19 protein-coding genes and 3 pseudogenes are annotated in these 16577 nt (G+C 68.1%); 10 read left to right on the top strand and 12 right to left on the bottom strand.

The window, feature by feature from the left end; all coding sequences use genetic code 11:
- The first annotated feature begins 41 nt into the window (after window positions 1–41).
- Window positions 42–461 (top strand): GNAT family N-acetyltransferase, encoded by a 420-nt coding sequence (locus ABD907_RS11075; protein ID WP_345216316.1) that lies wholly within the window; start codon window positions 42–44, stop codon window positions 459–461.
- Between the two features lie 57 nt (window positions 462–518).
- Window positions 519–806: a hypothetical protein gene (locus tag ABD907_RS11080; protein WP_345216317.1), complete on the top strand. Its 288-nt coding sequence runs from the start codon at window positions 519–521 to the stop codon at window positions 804–806.
- 27 nt (window positions 807–833) lie between these two features.
- Here ABD907_RS11080 and ABD907_RS11085 read toward each other — a convergent pair whose 3' ends face one another.
- Together ABD907_RS11085 and ABD907_RS11090 are read right to left on the bottom strand one after the other, a co-directional pair.
- Window positions 834–1619, bottom strand: a complete 786-nt coding sequence (locus ABD907_RS11085) for an aminoglycoside 3'-phosphotransferase (RefSeq protein WP_345216318.1) — start codon at window positions 1617–1619, stop codon at window positions 834–836.
- Window positions 1616–2251, bottom strand: coding sequence for a TetR/AcrR family transcriptional regulator (locus ABD907_RS11090; RefSeq protein ID WP_345216319.1), 636 nt, complete (start codon window positions 2249–2251; stop codon window positions 1616–1618). Before ABD907_RS11090 ends, ABD907_RS11085 begins: the two co-directional genes overlap by 4 nt.
- A 140-nt stretch (window positions 2252–2391) precedes the next feature.
- On the opposite strand from ABD907_RS11090, the gene ABD907_RS11095 reads away from it, so the two are divergent.
- Complete coding sequence (locus ABD907_RS11095) at window positions 2392–3096, top strand: DUF981 family protein (protein ID WP_345216320.1); 705 nt, start codon at window positions 2392–2394, stop codon at window positions 3094–3096.
- Between the two features lie 125 nt (window positions 3097–3221).
- A complete protein-coding gene (locus ABD907_RS11100; RefSeq protein ID WP_345216321.1) occupies window positions 3222–3803 on the top strand; it encodes a dihydrofolate reductase family protein in 582 nt (193 codons plus the stop codon).
- 68 nt (window positions 3804–3871) lie between these two features.
- On the opposite strand, the gene ABD907_RS11105 is transcribed toward ABD907_RS11100, so the two are convergent.
- On the bottom strand, window positions 3872–4708 hold the full coding sequence (locus tag ABD907_RS11105) for a VOC family protein (protein ID WP_345216322.1): 837 nt from the start codon (window positions 4706–4708) through the stop codon (window positions 3872–3874).
- A gap of 168 nt (window positions 4709–4876) precedes the next feature.
- Here ABD907_RS11105 and ABD907_RS11110 point away from each other — a divergent pair, with 168 nt between their 5' ends.
- Together ABD907_RS11110 and ABD907_RS11115 are read left to right on the top strand one after the other, a co-directional pair.
- Entirely contained in the window at window positions 4877–5686 is an 810-nt protein-coding gene (locus ABD907_RS11110) for a nucleotidyltransferase domain-containing protein (RefSeq protein ID WP_345216323.1), read from the top strand.
- Window positions 5687–5751: 65 nt separating this feature from the next.
- Complete coding sequence (locus ABD907_RS11115; protein WP_345216324.1) at window positions 5752–6456, top strand: hypothetical protein; 705 nt, start codon at window positions 5752–5754, stop codon at window positions 6454–6456.
- A 70-nt stretch (window positions 6457–6526) separates the two neighbouring features.
- Here the strand turns inward: ABD907_RS11115 and ABD907_RS11120 are convergent, their stop codons facing one another.
- From ABD907_RS11120 to ABD907_RS11135, 4 genes and pseudogenes are all read right to left on the bottom strand, one after another.
- On the bottom strand, window positions 6527–7669 hold the full coding sequence (locus ABD907_RS11120; protein ID WP_486334081.1) for an RNA polymerase sigma factor: 1143 nt from the start codon (window positions 7667–7669) through the stop codon (window positions 6527–6529).
- Window positions 7670–7677: 8 nt separating this feature from the next.
- Window positions 7678–8084 (bottom strand): annotated as a pseudogene (locus tag ABD907_RS21265) (YciI family protein).
- A gap of 181 nt (window positions 8085–8265) precedes the next feature.
- A complete protein-coding gene (locus tag ABD907_RS11130) occupies window positions 8266–9306 on the bottom strand; it encodes a hypothetical protein (protein ID WP_345216325.1) in 1041 nt (346 codons plus the stop codon).
- Entirely contained in the window at window positions 9303–9836 is a 534-nt protein-coding gene (locus tag ABD907_RS11135) for an RNA polymerase sigma factor (protein WP_345216326.1), read from the bottom strand. Before ABD907_RS11135 ends, ABD907_RS11130 begins: the two co-directional genes overlap by 4 nt.
- Before the next feature lie 222 nt (window positions 9837–10058).
- Here ABD907_RS11135 and ABD907_RS11140 point away from each other — a divergent pair, with 222 nt between their 5' ends.
- Window positions 10059–10379 (top strand): hypothetical protein, encoded by a 321-nt coding sequence (locus ABD907_RS11140; protein WP_345216327.1) that lies wholly within the window; start codon window positions 10059–10061, stop codon window positions 10377–10379.
- A 31-nt stretch (window positions 10380–10410) separates the two neighbouring features.
- Complete coding sequence (locus ABD907_RS11145; protein ID WP_345216328.1) at window positions 10411–11034, top strand: Pr6Pr family membrane protein; 624 nt, start codon at window positions 10411–10413, stop codon at window positions 11032–11034.
- Window positions 11035–11348: 314 nt separating this feature from the next.
- On the opposite strand, the gene ABD907_RS11150 is transcribed toward ABD907_RS11145, so the two are convergent.
- Window positions 11349–11594 (bottom strand): hypothetical protein, encoded by a 246-nt coding sequence (locus tag ABD907_RS11150; protein ID WP_345216329.1) that lies wholly within the window; start codon window positions 11592–11594, stop codon window positions 11349–11351.
- A gap of 209 nt (window positions 11595–11803) precedes the next feature.
- A complete protein-coding gene (locus ABD907_RS11155; RefSeq protein WP_345216330.1) occupies window positions 11804–12328 on the bottom strand; it encodes a GNAT family N-acetyltransferase in 525 nt (174 codons plus the stop codon).
- 93 nt (window positions 12329–12421) lie between these two features.
- On the opposite strand from ABD907_RS11155, the pseudogene ABD907_RS11160 reads away from it, so the two are divergent.
- Window positions 12422–12541 (top strand): annotated as a pseudogene (locus tag ABD907_RS11160) (DUF2332 domain-containing protein); the annotation flags it as partial.
- Window positions 12496–13404: a DUF2332 domain-containing protein gene (locus tag ABD907_RS11165; RefSeq protein ID WP_345216399.1), complete on the top strand. Its 909-nt coding sequence runs from the start codon at window positions 12496–12498 to the stop codon at window positions 13402–13404. The pseudogene ABD907_RS11160 and the gene ABD907_RS11165, both read left to right, overlap by 46 nt.
- Here the strand turns inward: ABD907_RS11165 and ABD907_RS11170 are convergent.
- The 3 genes and pseudogenes from ABD907_RS11170 to ABD907_RS21270 all read right to left on the bottom strand — a co-directional run bounded on the left by ABD907_RS11170 (window position 13386) and on the right by ABD907_RS21270 (window position 16315).
- Window positions 13386–14888 (bottom strand): recombinase XerD, encoded by a 1503-nt coding sequence (locus tag ABD907_RS11170; RefSeq protein WP_345216331.1) that lies wholly within the window; start codon window positions 14886–14888, stop codon window positions 13386–13388. The genes ABD907_RS11165 and ABD907_RS11170 overlap by 19 nt on opposite strands.
- Entirely contained in the window at window positions 14878–15210 is a 333-nt protein-coding gene (locus ABD907_RS11175; RefSeq protein WP_345216332.1) for a helix-turn-helix domain-containing protein, read from the bottom strand. The genes ABD907_RS11170 and ABD907_RS11175 overlap by 11 nt, the downstream gene beginning before the upstream one ends.
- Window positions 15211–15213: 3 nt before the next feature.
- Window positions 15214–16315 (bottom strand): annotated as a pseudogene (locus ABD907_RS21270) (tyrosine-type recombinase/integrase).
- Window positions 16316–16577 lie beyond the last annotated feature (262 nt).

Here is a 16577-nt window from a genome sequence, read left to right on the forward strand (position 1 = left end):
TCCGGAGGTCTCCGGCGGAGTTGAACCAGGAGGTTGGGGCGTTGAACGACGGGTACGAGGTGCACACGGGGTTGGATCGGCTCGATCTGGACCGGGTGCATCGCTGGTTGTCCACTGACGCCTACTGGGCGATGGGGCGCACGGCGGACGCCGTGCGGCGCGCCGCCGAGAACTCGCTCAACTTCGGCGCCTACGCCGCCGACGGGAGACAGGTGGCGTACGCGAGAGTGGTGACCGACGAGGTGGCGGTCGCGTGGATCTGCGACGTCTATGTCGATCGGGGCCACCGGGGCAGGGGGATCGGTACACGGCTCGCCGAGGAGATCGTCCGGCACCTGGCTCCGCTGGGACTCAAGCGCGTGATGCTGGCGACCGACGACGCGCACGAGGTCTATGCCCGCGCCGGCTTCGTGCCCGTGCCCAACCCCGAGCGGCTGATGGAGCTCGCAGCTCCGGCGTGATGCCGTCACCGGGTGGACGCGGTTGCTGTGACGAGCCGGGCGAGGAGCATGGGTGTCATGGAGATCTACATCGTTCCCGTCACGTTCCCGGACCTCGACACGGCGAAGCGCGACGCGGCGTCACTGGTGGACGCCTTGCAGACCGCCGGCGTGCGGGCCGAGGTGGGGGCCGCTCCCGAGCTCGAGTCGGGCGACGACTCCGCACAGACGGACCCCGGCCCGACGACGCGCGAGCTCCGAGTGCACGCGAGCGGCGAGGACGAGGCCGGCAGGCAGGTCCAGGAGGTCGTGGAGGGGCAGTTTCCCCCGGGCATGGTGCTGCTCGGCCGACCCACGAAGGCCTGACCGGGCGACGATGGGCGGTGGCGGAAGTCAGAACATCTCGTCGAGCGCGCGGTAGTAGCCGAGCCGCCACGGGTCGGCCTCGGTCCGCTCAGTCACCGCTTCCGCGATGGTCCGCCCGTAGGACGGATTGAGGTCGACGGCGGCCATGGAGCGGGTCAGGAGCGCCAGGTCGAGGTGCCGGTCGGCGACGCCGAGCCGTCCGACATCGACGATTCCGGTCACCACGAGCGTCACCGGGTCGAGGACGACGTTCGGCAGGGACAGGTCGCCGTGACACACGGCCATGTCCTCCGGTTCGAGTCGTGCGGCGCGGTCCCGCTCCTCGAGCAGTGTGTCGAGCACGTCGTGAGCCGACCATCCGCGGCGTTCGTCGTCGAAGTCGTCCTCGTCGACGCGACCAGCGTCGAGGTTCTCCCGCGCCAGCGCGAGCGTGGCGGTCAGACGCCGGTCGAACGGGCACTCCGCCGTCGGGAGCGCGTGCAGGACGTCGAGGAAGTCGACGATGGTGCTTGCGGCGCGGTCCGCCCGCTCGACCGGCACGCTGCTCGCCGGCACGCCCTGTACGGCCGAGGCGACGAGGCTGCCGCCCTCCGTCGTCTCGAACCAGTCGAGAACCCGGGCCGCGATGACCTCGGCCGTCGTGGCGAGCCAGGCCAGGCGGTCCCGCTCGTCACGGAGCTCGGCCGCCTGCGTCGGCGTCCGGGCGATCTTCACGTAGGTGTTCCCGTCCTTGCTACGGCGCACCTCGGTGCCGCTGTCTCCGAGGGTCACCGGTTCCCAGTCGTCGAACCTGCGCTCGCGTCCGGCGCTCATGGTTCGTCCCGCGGCACGACCCGGGTGAGCAGCCGGGCGACCTGGTCGACCGCATAGGCCAGCACGTCCTCGGCGCCGGCCGTGGTGGCGTAGAGGAGACCGGAGTCGACCGTCAGCCTGAGCAGGACGACGTCCTCATCCGCCACACCGGAGTAGCCGGACTTGTCCAGCACGGTGCGGAACACGTCGAGCAGCTGAGGCCAGGAGGCCCGCATGGTCGGCGCGGTGCCGCGACTCCGCGTCGCCTCCAGCATGGGCGCGAGGCGGGTGGCGACGACGTCGGGTTCCAGGTGGGGGGCGTACAGCGCCTCGACGAGGTGGCTCGCCGTCTTCCGCGCCGAACGGGACCGACGGGTGAGCCGTTCGGCGTAGGCGCGCGCGGTCGCCACCCGCAGCGACTCAGCGGCCTCCACCGCGGCCTGGAAGAGGCCGTCACGGCCGGGGAAGTAGTACGAGGCGGAGCCGATCGGCACGCCGGCCTCGACGGCCACGCGACGGTGCGTGACGGCTTCCGGTCCCTTGTCGATGAGAAGGCGCGCGGCTGCCGCGCGCATGGCGTCCTGCTTCTCGGCCGCTCGGCGCTGGCGGGTGGGTCGCGGGCCGGATGACGCCGCTCCCGACCTCGTGCTCATGGTCGGGGAGTCTAGATGAGCGCCAGGACCCATACGAGTGAATAATTCATACTTGCGTCTTGTTACGACGTGCGGGTCGCACCGAACCCGCACCACAGGACCGGGACGGGACCGTCTCCGGCCGAAGGAGGAGAGCAGATTTGACGATCGACTGGGCATCCATGCCGACGTACAACACGATCATGGCGGTAGCGGCGGGCGTGGGGCTGCTGGGCCTCGTGCAGTTCTTCCGGGACGTGCTGCGGCGTCGTGACGGCGTGAGCACGGACGGCTGGGCGCTGAACTTCGGCGTCCTGGGGACGATCCTGACGACCACGGGGCTGCACATGACGCTGACCTGGCCGCTGGCAGCGGGCGGGTTCCCGTTCGACAACATCATCTTCGGCGAGACCAGCCTCGGCTTCGGAGTGCTGCTGCTGGCTGCGGCGCTGTACCTGTGGCGTCGGGGGAGCGACGCCCTCGTGGGAGCGAATGTGGCCGAGCACCTGGCACGCGTGGCACGGCCGGTCAGCATCTTCGTCGCCTTCCTCGGCGGCGCGCTGATCGCGATCGCCATCGCCGGCGTGCGGTACCAGCTGTTCGCCGCACCGCCGCAGGAACCGATCTCCGGCGCGTTCGCGCAGTGGCCGCTGGTCGAGGCGATCTTCATGTCCGGCCTGCTCGCGCTGGTCGGCGTCGGTGCCATCGCGTTCCCGTTCGCGGTCCGCTCCGTCGAGGCGGGCCGCACCAAGGCGGCGCCCGTCGTCATCGCCGGCTGGTCCTGGGCGGTCTCAGGCACGGTCGTCGGCCTGTTCGGGGTGATGAACTTCTTCACCCACATCGGCCTCATCGTCAACACGATGTGAGGACCGAGGCCGCCGACGGCGGTATCAGGTGATAGCCGACCTAACTAGTTGCATACTAGTATCGGTGCGGCTCGGCGCGTCCGGACGTACGTCTCGAGCGGTAGTGCACCGACGAGGAGGCCGCCATGGGGAAGCTGATCTACTCGATGATCACGTCGCTCGACGGCTACGTGAGCGACCGCGAGGGCAACTTCGGCTGGGGCGCCCCTGAGGAGGAGTCGCACGAGTTCGTCAACGAGCAGTTCCGGTCGGTCGGCACGTACCTCTACGGCCGCCGGATGTACGAGACCATGGCTTACTGGGAGACCGCGCACACGGTTCCGGAGATGCCGCCGTTCGGCCTCGAGTACGCACGGATCTGGCAGGCGGCAGACAAGGTCGTCTACTCCACGACCCTGTCCGAGGTCGCCAGCGAGCGGACCCGGATCGAGCGGGTCTTCGACCCCGAGGCGGTGCGCCGGCTCAAGACCGAGTCGGAGCTGGATCTGACCGTCGACGGGCCGACCCTGGCGGCACACGCGATCAGAGCAGGTCTCGTCGACGAGTACCAGCTCATCGTCGGGCCGGCGATCGTCGGCGGAGGCAACCGGTTCTTCCCGGACGACGTGCGGGTCGACCTCGAGCTGCTGGATCTGCGCCGGTTCGCCAACGGCGTCGTGTTCCTGCGGTACGGCGTCGCAAACGACACGTCTTCTGCGCCGAACTGACCTGTCTCGGCGATGACGCCGTAGTGGCGCGGCTGGGTGTCACGGAGTGCTGACAGCCCGCCTGCCCCTCAGCCGGTGGGCGGTGCGAACTGGCTAGCGGTGAACGTTGCTCCCTGGGGGTCGCGGACCACTGCGGCACGGGTCCACTCGGTGTCCTTGGCGGCGATGATGGTGCCGCCCAGTCGTTCGACGGCGGCAGCGGTGGTGTCCCGGTCCGCCACGGCGAAGGTCACGTGCCAGGAGGGCTCCTCGCCCTCCTCGGCCGTCGCCAACCAGCCGATCGCATCCGCGAAGCCGGCCGGCGCCCCGACCGACGCTTGCCGCTCGTGGATTCCCGGATCGACGGTCGCCGCGAGGTGGTCGCCGTACCCGGGGCGACGGATCATCGCACCGAAGCCCATGTCGGTGGTCTCCCAGCCGAACACCGACGCGTAGAAATCTCTGGCCGAGGCTGGGTCGGCGGCGTGTAGGTCGCTGAAGTTCCAGGTTCCCGGAGCATTGGTGAGTTGTGCGCCACGACGATTCTTGGCCTCCCACAGCCGGAACGGCACGTCGCCGGGGTCCTCGCAGAGGGCCAGTCGACCGCCCTCACCGGCCGCCGTCGGCCCCGCCACGACCCGGCCGCCGGCCGCCGACACTTCCGCGGCGACCCGATCGGCGTCGTCGACCGCCACGTAGGTGTTCCAGCTCCCGATGCCGTCGACGGTCTCATCGCCGGCCCGGCCCAGACCGGCGACGTCCTGGCCATCGAGCTGGGCGACGAGGTACTCCTTTCCACGGCCGCCGACCTCCAGGTAGGTCCAGCCGAACAAACCGGCGTAGAAATCACGCGCCCCAACGAGGTCTCGGTGCACGACGTCGACCCACGAGGTGACACCTTCCGGGTACGTCCTTATGGCGCTCATGCCGTCCTGCCCCTGGTCTTCATGGGCCCAACACTATGGCCCGACCAGGCCAGATCCTGACCGCAATGACGAGGTGCTGAGTCGAGGACTGGGGGTGGTTCCGGACTTGGTAACGCACTGTAGGGGAGAATTCGGAGTTACCGCACCCTGTCGACGAGGTCCCATCGCATGCGCAGACTCCACTCACCGCCACGGCTCCGGCCCGTACTCATGACCGTGGCAGATGCCTGTGAACGCGACGAACGGGTGCTGGCGGGTTGGTTGGGAGGATCGCTGGCCCGAGGCGTCGCCGACGACTGGAGCGACATCGATCTTCACGTCATCGTCAATGACGAAGCCGCCTTCACCGCCGCAGTGCTTGACTGGTTCGGTCAGTTGATGCCGCTCGTCCTGGCGGACGAGATTCCCGGCGTCCCGGGCGGCTTCATCTTCCTCACGCCCGGCTGGGTGCATGTGGATTTCGTGGTCCACGGCGCCGATACCTTCGAGCCGGACGGGCATCCGGTCAAGGTGCTGTTCGACCGCGCAGGGCTCGTTCACGACGTCGAACCGGCCGGAGACGACCCCCACGGCGGCCCGTACCTGCCTGACACCCCGTCGACCACCTTCCTTTACTTCATGGGCAATCTCGTCACGGTCGCTCGCCGCGGCGAGTGGTTCGCCCTCGCACAGGGCACGGCCACGATGCGGGACTCCTTGCTGATCCCTCTGATGCTGGCGCAGAACGGCGTACGGAAGAGCGACGGCGCCAAGCGACTCAACCGGTACCTCACTGACGAGCAGCAGGCGGCGCTCCGATCGATCCCGGCGATCGGCTCTGACCCCGAGGACCTGTTCGCCGCCCAGCGGGCCATCGCGCACGAGTACCTGAGACGTGGGCGCCGGCTGGCAGCGCAGGTCGGCGCCGAGTGGCCGGACGCGCTCGAGTCCGCCGTACGAGAACTGTGGGCCAGAGAGCTCGGGATGGCCATCGAATGAACGCGCGGCGCGACGTCGACAGCAAGCGGGCCACTTGCTGGTGAACGGCGCACTACGCTGCAGGTGTGGACGGCTTCTGGACGTTTCTCGGCTCCTTCTGGTGGCTGGTGTTCCCGCTCGGTGGCGTCATCGGTGGAGGCATCAAGGGCCTGCAGGAGTGGGACGAGCGTCGCCGGAAGGACAAGATCGAGCTCGCGCGGATCAAGTACGGACAGTCGGCGCAGCCGCCCGTCGCTCAGGCCGGCACGCTCGGCAAGGTGACCGCCGATGACGTGCAGCGCGTGGTCGCCGAGCACGACGAGGTGCAGCGTCGCTGGCTCAGCTATGAGCTGGACGTGGCGAGGCTGATCGACTTCCCGATGATGAGCGACATGCGGGAGCCGCTCACGGTCGACTTCCACCGTGCGAAGCGTCATGCGGACAGCTTGAAACCGGCGGACGCCAAGGAGCTGAAGGATCCGGACCGGTTTGTCGCCTACCGCAGCGCCGTGCAGGATCTCGCGGTCGCCTTCGACGTCGCTGAACGAGAAGCGCGCAGGCGTCGTACCTCCGACTTCACGGGGACGGAGCGCGAGGTGCTTTCACGCGCGAAGAACCTCATCGCGATCGCCGAGGATCGCGGCGCCACCCATGCCGAGCGCCAGACCGCCTACCGGCGCGCAATGCGCGAGCTCGAGGGACTCGTCGCGGTGCCCGACGTTGCAAGCGAGGCGATGGAGCATCGGATCGCGGGTGCCCTCGGCGAGGGCAGTGCCCGCCAGGAGACTTAGCGACCGGTACGGGCAGCGTCCCGGTCGGCGCGGGCGGGGGAGCGGGCGGGCCCGGATGTTACGAAGGGGCTCAGCCGAGCTGCGCGTTGAGGCGGGCGGCCTGCCGCACGAGATGGTCTCGTTCGGCGAGGTTCGGTGCCGATCGGGCGGCCTCGGCGTACAGACGTGCTGCCGTCGCCCGATCGCCATCACGCTCGTGCAGATGTGCTGTGACGGCGGTGTACCTGGGCAGGGACGGGTCCAGCCCCGCGAGCGCCGCCAGGCCGGCCCGCGGTCCGTCGGCCTCACCGACCGCCACCGCCCTGTTGAGGCGGACCACCGGGCTGCTGGTCAGGCCCACCAGCTCGTCGTACCACTCCACGATCTGGACCCAGTCGGTCTCGGCGACCGTGCGCGCGTCGGCGTGGAGGGCGGCGATGGCGGCCTGCGCCTGGAACTCGCCGAGCCGATCGCGGGCGAGGGTTGCCTGCAGGATCTCGATGCCCTCGGCGATCAGTCGGACGTCCCAGAGGTCGCGGTCCTGCTCGGCGAGGGGCACCAGGCTGCCGTCCCGGCGGGTGCGGGCCGGCCGCCTCGCCTGGTGGAGGAGCATGAGCGCCAGCAGTCCTGCCACCTCCTCGTGGTCCGTCATCGTCGCCAGCTGCCGCGTCAGCCGGATGGCTTCGGCGCTGAGGTCGACGTCGCCCGTGTAACCCTCGTTGAAGACCAGATACAGGACGCGGAGCACCGTGGCGACGTCGCCGGGCTGGTCGAACCGCACGCCCGACACGGTGCGCTTCGCCCGGCTGATGCGTTGTGCCATGGTCGCCTCCGGCACGAGATAGGCCTGCGCGATCTGGCGCGTGGTCAGCCCACCGAGCGCGCGCAGCGTGAGCGCGACGGCCGAGGCCGGCGTCAGAGCGGGGTGGGCGCAGAGGAAGTAGATCTGGAGCGTGTCGTCCACCGCCTGTCCGGGGCCAGCCGGGGGCTCCGCCTCCACGCGCTCCTCACGGCGACGCCTTGCGGCCTCGGCGCGGACGGCGTCGAGGTATCGGCGCCACGCCACCGTGACGAGCCAGGCCGTCGGGTCCCTGGGCCGGTCGTGCGGCCACACCCGCAAGGCCTCGACGAGGGCGTCCTGGACGGCGTCCTCGGCCGCCGCGAAATCGGCTCCGCGGCGCCCGAGGATCCCGATCACCTCTGGCGTGAGTGCCCGCAGCAGGGTCTCGTCCACCAGGACTCTCACTCCGTGACGGTCGGCTCCGCGCCCATGAACGGGCGCAGCTCGAGCCACTGTGGATCGGGCGCCCGCCGGCGCCGGGAGCGGCGGACAGCTCCCCGGCCAGCTCGACGGCGCGTTCGCGACTCTCGACGTCGATCACCATCCAACCGGCGATCAGGTCCTTGGTCTCGGCGAACGGGCCGTCGGTGACCGGTGGGCGCCCCACGCCGTCGTAGCGAACGAAGGTTCCGTCGGGGGAGAGGGCCTGGGCGTCGACGTACTCACCGGTGCCTTCAAGCCGCCGGGCGAAGTCCTCCATGTACTGCACGTGTGCCGTGATCTCCTCCGGCTTCCACTGGCCCATCGGGACGTCGTTCACGGCAGCCGGCGCGCCGCGGTAGTGCTTGAGCAGCAGGTACTTGGCCATGGTTCTCTCCTCGGCTCGGTACGGCCCATTGTGGCCGTGCGCACTCGGGGGACGGAGCCGTGCCGGCGTTCTCGACATCGCGGCGTCAGATGTCTTCAGGAGATTTCCGCCGACCATCGGACGCACGGGCGGCACGCCGAACCGCCCCGGCATCTTGCCGGGGCGGTTGGGTGGTTGGTTGCTACCCGTTCGTGGTGGCACCGGGGCACGTCTCGTTCCCGCAGGGCGGCAGCGTGTCCGTGTACCGGGATTCGACCACGAGGTCATATTCCTCGACGACGGCAGGTGCTCCTGGGAGGTCGTTCGGGTAGATCGTGTCCGTCTCGAGCACCTTTCCCGTGGTCGGGTGGAGGATCATGATCGTCTCGATCTCGACGCTCTGACCTTCCTCGTTTTCACCGAAGCGCGAGGCGCCGAAGGCCACACCATCACGGCCCTTGCGGTCTGTGACCTGACCGTACGAGGAGACGCCGTCCGCTAGGGCGATCGCCTCGAGGAAGGTCGCCCGATCCTCGTGGCCGAGCAAGTTGGCTTGAAGGTTGTAGGCGTCGATGAGGTAGTGGCCGGGGTAGCGCTGGTGCTGGTCGTTGTTCCGCATCACCAGGTCGTAGAGGGCCTGGGGCGTGGCGGGCACCTCGATGTGACCGCCGTACGCCTCGCCGGCAGGAATAACTGAACCCCTGGCTTCGCCGTCATGGACATACAGCCGCCCGCCGGAGAAGTCGGTCGTGTCGAACCAGGAGTACGAGTCGTCCTCCCTGGGCTCGAGCCTGTCAACCTCCCAGTACCCCTCTGAGACCTCGACCTCGTGCATCGAGTAGCCGACGTACCGTCGGTGCTCGAAAAAATATCGACCGGTCTCGGCCGGTGAGGAGTCACGCAGCTGCTCGGCGAGCTGTTGGAGGTTGGTGGCGGCCTCGGCACCGTCCGGCTGTGAGTACTCGAGCATCGGAATGGCGGCGGCCGGCGGCACTGCGCTCTCACCCAGCACGGATGGCAGGGTGACGGAACCGAGGACGGCGAGTGCGGCGGCCGCGGCGACCCCGACGAGGATCTTCCGCCTTCCGAAGCGGACCTCAGTTGCTTGCGGCTGCTCGGTGCGGTCGTGGGCGAGCACCCACTGGAGCGTGGTCTCGGCCTCCTCGGGGGACGTGCCGCCTTCGACGCGCGAGGGGTCGAGGTCGGCGAGTCGGCCCAGGACGGTCCGGTCAGTCGTGGTCATCGGTGCGCTCCCTCGTTGAGCGGGGTGGCGGGAAAGAAGTCGGTGAGCGGCATGTGCTCGAGGAGGTGGAGAAGGTGGCGGCGAGCTCGGAGGAGCCGGACCCGGAAGGTGCCTGGTTGGCAGCCGAGGACGGTCGCCGCCTCGCGGACCTTCAGCCCGTCCCAGGCGACCAGGGTGAGCACCTCGCGTTCGCCGTCGTTCAGCCGCTGCCACGCCCGCGCCAGGTCGGTGCGCGAGGCGACCTCGCTCGCCAGCTCTCCGTCGAACGGCTTCGGCTCGGCGGCGACACGAACCTGGAGGGCATTCCAGCGTCCGTGCGACCGGGAGGTCGAAAGCATGGTCCGGCGTGCGATACCGAACAGCCACGGGCGTGCGGGGTCGGGTGCGTCGTCGAGGCGGCGCCAGGCGACCAGGAAGGTGTCGGCGACGACATCCTCGACCTGCGCCGGAGCGACCCGCCGCCGGACGAAGCGTTCGACGTCGGTGCGATGTCGCCGGTAGAGATCCTCGAACCGGTCTTCGTCGGACATGCGGTCTCCTGTGCTCGGTAGCGCCTGTTACCCCTACATGGCCGGCACGGCCAGGAGCGTTACACGGGCGGGTTGTCCGGCGGGGCGTTTCGGGATTGATCCGACGGACGCACTGCCCGGGCGCCGTTCGGCCGCACCCCAAGGCCATCGGATCTACCGTGGTGGCACAGGCTGGCAAATGGGCTCTACGTGTGAGCCAACGCCCTCCCGAGAGGAACTGCGGTGACTACCTGCAAGCGACGAGCCGTGTGGGGCGTCCTCGCGATCGGCGTGCTGAGCGCCGCAGGATGCGCACAAGGAGAGGTTCATGTGCTGAACACCGCCGAGGGTGGCGTGGACGTGCAGCTCGGCGACGACGAGGTGAATGACGTTACGGCCGACGGCGGCGCCCTCCTGTATACGAACGAGTGCTTCGACGGTCCGATCGTCGTGACGTACGCAGGCGGACGAACGGTCAAGCTGGCCGTCCCGATCTGCCCGGGACAAGAGCTCGTCGTCACCGACGAGGGGGTCGAGCTCGTCGAGGCGGAGAGCACGACCTGAGCCCGTCGTGATGGCGTCGAACTCGCACCGCATGACCGCACGGAGGTTTGCGGTCGTTCGGATCACCGCCGGGCTGTTGATCATCGCCGTGCTGGGGTACGGCTACGGCGCGCAGGTCGAGGCCGGAGGCAGCAGTCCCTTCGACTACTTCGGCTACTTCACGAACCAGACGAACCTGCTGGCAAGCGTCGTGCTGATCATCACCGGCACCGTCGTTCTCACGGGACGGCGGATTCCCGTCTGGCTCAGCAACGTGCGAGGGGTCGCGACGACCTGTCTGCTCGTCGTGGCGGTGATCTACAACCTCCTCATCCCCGGCGCTGGGTCTGCACCGCCGGTTGTGAGTGCCATCCTGCACATCGCGTTCCCGCTCGTTGTCGCCCTCGACTGGCTGCTCGTGGGGGACCGGCGGCCACTCGCCTGGCCGCGGCTCTGGCTCGTCGTTCCCTACCCGCTCTTGTGGCTCCTCGTCGTCCTCGTTCGCGGAGTCACCGACGGCTGGGTTCCATACGGATTTTTGCTCCCTGAGCGGGGGCTGGTGTCGCTGGGCGTTCACGTCGTCGCGCTGCTCGGCACGCTGCTCGCGGCCGGTGCTCTCGTCTGGGCGGCCAGTCGGTCACCCGGACTATGGCTCCGCGCCCACGTGGACTGGTGACGCTGCGGTCACCCTCGTGGACGGCGCGCGTATCGACTTTGTGCCTGACTGAACGGATACAGGCGCGCAGTGGAAAGCGGACTGCTCGGCAACAACGACCTTGGCCAGCGGCTCAAAATGGCGCGCCGAGCATCCGCGCGTCGCGTAGGGGAGTGAGGCACACCTGGTGCTCACAGGCCAGCGGAGTGCAGCCTGCACCCGATTTCGTCGGAAGCAGTACACCGCCCCTGGCACCACGTACGTATCGAACGTCCGTTCTACCCGGTTGGTGCCGCGGGATGGTGGATCGGCTCTTGACCGTGGCCTCATAGCCGTCACCAGCCTGGGAAGAGCTGAGCGACAAGGCTCGGCACGGCGGCGATAGTCAGAACAAGAATCCAGGAAGCCATGAGATAGCACACGGCCAGCGAGATGTAGGCGAGGATCGCGCCGCGTTCTTGTCGCTCGTTGATTTGTCGCAGGGCGACGTGGCCCGCACCGACAGCGAACATGGCGAGGGCGACGGAGCCGAAACCGAACCTCGCGAGCAGCGCGACGACGGTGATGGCGAGCGACGCCACTCGAACCGGTTCAGCCGGATCTGATTGCGCGATCCACCTGCGTGCTGCTTCCGTTGCCTCGGTCGAGGGCCGCCGCCGGGGCGACTGGTAACAGTCAATATCTGGTTCGACATTGTTCGGGAACTGTGGCGACTTGATGCGGCAGGTCGTGTGAGCTGAAGAAGTTGGCGTTGCCGGGTAGCTGGATCAGGGGCGCTCCCGGGAGATGGTCACACCGGCTCCAGCGGCCGGTCGGTCTGACGAAGTTGGCGGACGCGCCAGACCTGAGCGAGTTCGGGGTCGCCCGTGGGGCTTGGTTCGATTCGTTCGACAGTGAATCCCTCGCGTTCATAGAACGCGCCAGCGCGCTTGTTGGCTGCGACGTGTTCGATATACAGCCGATCGGCACCGGTCGGCAACTGCTTGGTGAGTGCGTCGAGGAGCTTCGGACCGACGCCTTGTCCACGATGCTGGGGGTGGACGTAGAGCTTGTAGATCACGTGGTCGTTTCCGTTGCGGCCGCGTTGCCCGACACCGAGGAGCTGCCCGTCGGCGACGGTGACAACCACCAGCGCCTGGGTCACGGCGGCTCCGATGTGGGTCTCATTCCACCAGTTGCGGACCTGATCGTCGGCGGCTTCAACGCCGATCAGTGGCGCGTAGTGGGGTCGGATGTGCGCCTCACCGAACCGAGTGATGGCCGCGATGTCCTGGAACTCAGCTGTTCTGACGGTCGGCTCAGCATTCGATGTCATCGCACGCTCCCTCGGCGACACTCGGAGTTCGTCGGACCACACTAGGAGAACCGGGGACGAGTGTGAGCCGCGTGAGCTGACTACGGTGCAGTGGTGAGCAAGACGGCAGTCTTCTACCGGCGATGGGCCCAGCTCGAGGCCGAGGGCGTCTCGCGGTTGTATTACGACTGGGCTCTCGGCGTCGCGGCCGACACCGCTGTACTGGAGGTGGTCGAGGCTCTCCCACCTCGAAAACGTCAACCGAACCTCGTCTTCGCCGCGGCTCGCGCGGCAGGAGCTCCCTCGGCGCGCCGTACCCAGTTCTACGGTCGTGGCTCCTCGAGCACTGGGGCGAGGTTCGCGAGATCGCGCTCACGCGCATGACCCAGACCAATGAAGCAGGCCGGTGTGCGGTACTCCTGCCCGTTCTGAGCCGTCTGCCGGGACCGTTGGCGTTGATCGAAGTCGGTGCGTCCGCCGGCCTGTGCCTGTACCCCGACCGGTACAGCTACTCGTACGCAACCCCGTCCGGGACAACTGTCGTCGATCCACCCGGCGGGCCGAGTCCGGTGCGGATCCGGTGCGCGATCGACGCCGACAGCGTCCCCGAGACGGTGCCGGAGGTCGCCTGGCGCGCGGGCATCGATCTCAACCCCGTTGACGTGCGCAACGAGACAGAGCTCAACTGGCTCGAGACCCTCATCTGGCCCGAGCACGAAGAGCGCCGCCAGCGTCTCCGTGCCGCCGCGGCGGTCGTCGCGGCAGACCCGCCGCGCCTGCTCAAGGGCGATCTCTTCGACGTCCTACCTGCGCTGGTTGAGGAAGTCCCAGCCGGCACCCAGCTCGTGATCTTTCACAGCGCTGTTCTCGCCTATCTCGAGCGGGCGCAGCGCGAGCGGTTCGTCGAGCTTGTGCGCGATATCGACGGCGTCTGGCTGAGCAACGAGGGCGCCCAAGTCCTGCCTCGAGCACATGACTTGCCCGAGGTCGAGAAGAACGGGCATTTCGTCCTCACTGTCGACGGCACCCCGGTCGCTCGAACGGGACCGCACGGACAGGCATACGACGCCCTGGCCAGTTACCCCGAGCCTCTCTGACTCGCTCTCTGAAGGGCTGCGTACTGCGCCATGGGCGTGGCTGCCGCTTGCGCATGGCGTTGGGTGACTTGGTCGCTGTAGCCGAGGAGGCTGGCGACGACGGGTGCGGGAATCTCGCTGACGAGGTCTCGCATCGCTCGGTTCCGTGCTCCACGCAGGTTGATCCCGAGATCGCGGAGGCGGTCCATGATCGTCTGCGAGGTGACGTGTCGCCCGGCACGGGTGCTGGGAAAGAGCCAGTCGCTGTCGCGGTTCGCGCCGCGCTGGTTCGGGCGCGCCGAGAGGTGCTGCGCGAGCATGCCTGCGAACGGCTTCGGGACGGCGATCGGGGTGTCGGTGAACCGGATCGCGATGCCGTCAGGTGTGAGTACGGTGTTGCTTAGCTTCAGTTCGGCGACTCGGACCAGTGGCTGGGCGTAGAGCAGGAGGAGGACGCCGGCGACACGGTAGGGAAGGCTCTCCGCGGTCCCGGTCACCAGCTCTCGGATCCAGGCAAGACGCTCGTCCTGCGTGAGGTGTGGAGCGGTTCGCGCTGTGCGGTGTCCGATGGTGATCCCGCGTTCCAGGCTGGTCTTCCTGGACCAGACGAAGAACGTCCGGATGAGGTGTCGAGTTGTCGGCCCTTCGGCGAGGTACTGGTCGACGTCCTGCTGGGTACAGGCGTCGAGATCCCGGCCGTGAGTGTCGCGGAGCCAGGTCAGGAACTTCAGGGTCTCCGTGACCTGCTGCTTGGAGGCATGCACGGAGCCGCGACTGCGCCGGCCGGGTTCGCTCCGTGCCCTGATCCGCGCCAGGTGGTGCCAGCGTGCGAACCGTTCCACCGGATGTCGCAAGGCGGGATCGTCGACGAGAGCCAATCTGGCGTCGAGCCACCGCTCGAACTGCGCGAGATGGTGATCACGTGGGTCGAGGAAGCCATGCGTCTCCAGGATGCTGCGCAGATGCTCGACACGGAGACTGTGCGGTTCTGCGTCGAGCCCGGCGTGGCTCATCGGGGTGGCGTTAGTCGCGATCCGGTGAAGTAGGTCTTTCACCTCCTGCGGTCTCATCCAGGCCAGCACACTCTCTCGACGATCGGCTGCGGCGAGGACGTCGACGACGCGTTCCATCATCGCCGTGTCGACGGCCGGTTCCACCAGCAGGGCGCGCAGATCCGCCCGCAGGGCGCAGCGTGCGCAGGTACCGCGGCGATAGTTCTCGCCTCCCTCGCCGCAGTGTGCGCAGCGGCTGGCGGGGATCCCGGCACACGGAGCGCAGATGGGGGAGCGGTCCCCGTCGATGCCGGGCAGGAGTCGTTCCTCGCCACAGCTGGCGCAGCTGCCGCGGGTCCGCATGGCGTGGTGGAAGCAGATGCCGCAGATCGCGCCTTCGGGCCACCGAGTGCGGATCTTGGCGGCGTCGCGCCCGCACCTGTCGCAGCGGTGGTCGCCGGTCGTGCGCGGGCGCCCCTGCACGATGCCGCGGGGGTTGACGTCAATCGGCATCGGGGATGACCCGTGCTCGTTTGGGTCGGATCGTCTTGTTCAGGTCGACCACGTTCGGTGACGCGGCGGCCTTCCTCGTGACCTGGTCCGATGCCGTGTAGGTGATGACGTCCTCGAGGCCGCAGTCGAAGATGTCGCAGACCGCGACGAGGAGCTGGATCGAGACGCGTTCCGGGCGTCCGGTCATCAGCCGGTAGATCTGCGAGGGCGATAGTTCGATGCCTCGCTCCTTCAGGTGGGGGAGCAGGTCGGTGCTGTTGTGCATGCCGGCGCTGGCCATGAGTTCGGCCAGGTGCCAGGTGTAGGTGAGTTGTCTGCGCATCGGTCAATCCTCCTCGGCGCCGGCCAGGGCCGACTTGATCGTTCCGTCGAGTGCCCTGCGTAGGGTCTTGACGCGGAAGTCGCTGGAGACACACGTGTAGATGGCTGTGGTCGACGCGTGCTCGTGTCCGACCTGCTGCTGGACGAACAGTGCGTCCATCCCGGCCTCGATCAGGTGCGTGACGTAGCTGCGGCGCAGCGAGTGAAAGTCGAGTTCGCGGGGGAGTGCGAGGTCATCGCAGTACCGGCGGAAGCGGGCCAGGAGGGCGGTCTGCGAGACGAGGGTCCCGCGCTCGGTGAGGAAGAGGTCGAGGTTGGCGCCGGTGTGTGCGTGCCCGACCGCGAGCCAGTCCTCGAGGATCTCGGGTGGCCCAGTCGAAGACCGTCAGGACGCTGCGTCGTTTCGGGGGTGATCCCTTCTTCGCCTTGCCCCACCGCACCTGGAGCACGCCGTACTTGCCGAACTCGCGCGCGTGCGGATTGCGGGAGAAGTCGACGGTCTGAAGGTGACGCACCTCGTTGCGGCGAAGCCCCCACGCGTAGGCGGTCTTCAGAATCACCGAATCGCGGTAGGCGGCGAGCCAGCCCTTACGACCACGCGAGTGGATGTCACTGACCTCCTCGTCGGCACGGTCGAAGAGCCGCTGTAGCTCCTCACGCGTGAACGCGCGACGGGACGGATCGGCCTCGCTGTCCTGGACGTGACGGGCAGTGTTCCAATCGAAGCAGACCTGAACCGGATGCGTGCCGAAGTAGCGTCCACACACCGACGGCCAGCCATACGTCGGAGTCGCAACGTAGTCGCAGAACAGCCGGAGGCTGTTCTGGTAACCGCGAACGGTTGAAAGCCTGGCATGACGGATCGCGCGGAGATCGCCGAAGAACTCGTCCACGTGTGCCGGCGACCAGGACCACGGGTACTCGTTGGTCGCGTCGACGAACCTGCGAACGAAACCTTCGCGGGCATCGATCGTCGAGTGCTGAAGGTTGCGGCTCAGCTGTTGGTTACGCCAGCCCGCGAGCATCTCGTTGAACACGTGCTCGTCGGGGCGGAGGAGGTGCAGGGCGCTCGACTCGACGTACCGTCCCGACGCATCGACGCCCACGATCCAGCCTCCTCAACGAGCCCATCAGATGCTCGTATCGTGCATCCAATGCACGATTGGCCGCAAACTCGCAGGTCAGACGACCACACCACAGTCATCCACCACGAGTCATGCTCCAGTGACGAAATCCCCGGCACCGCTCGCCGCCGCGGTAGACGTACACGCGTCACTGCAGGTCAGAATGAACCATTCCAAGACCAGAGCACCGCCCGCCGCACTCGACAGAGGGGAGGTGTCGCGGTTGCATCCGTTGCAATAATGG

The sequence above is a fragment of the Georgenia halophila genome (genome assembly GCF_039541595.1).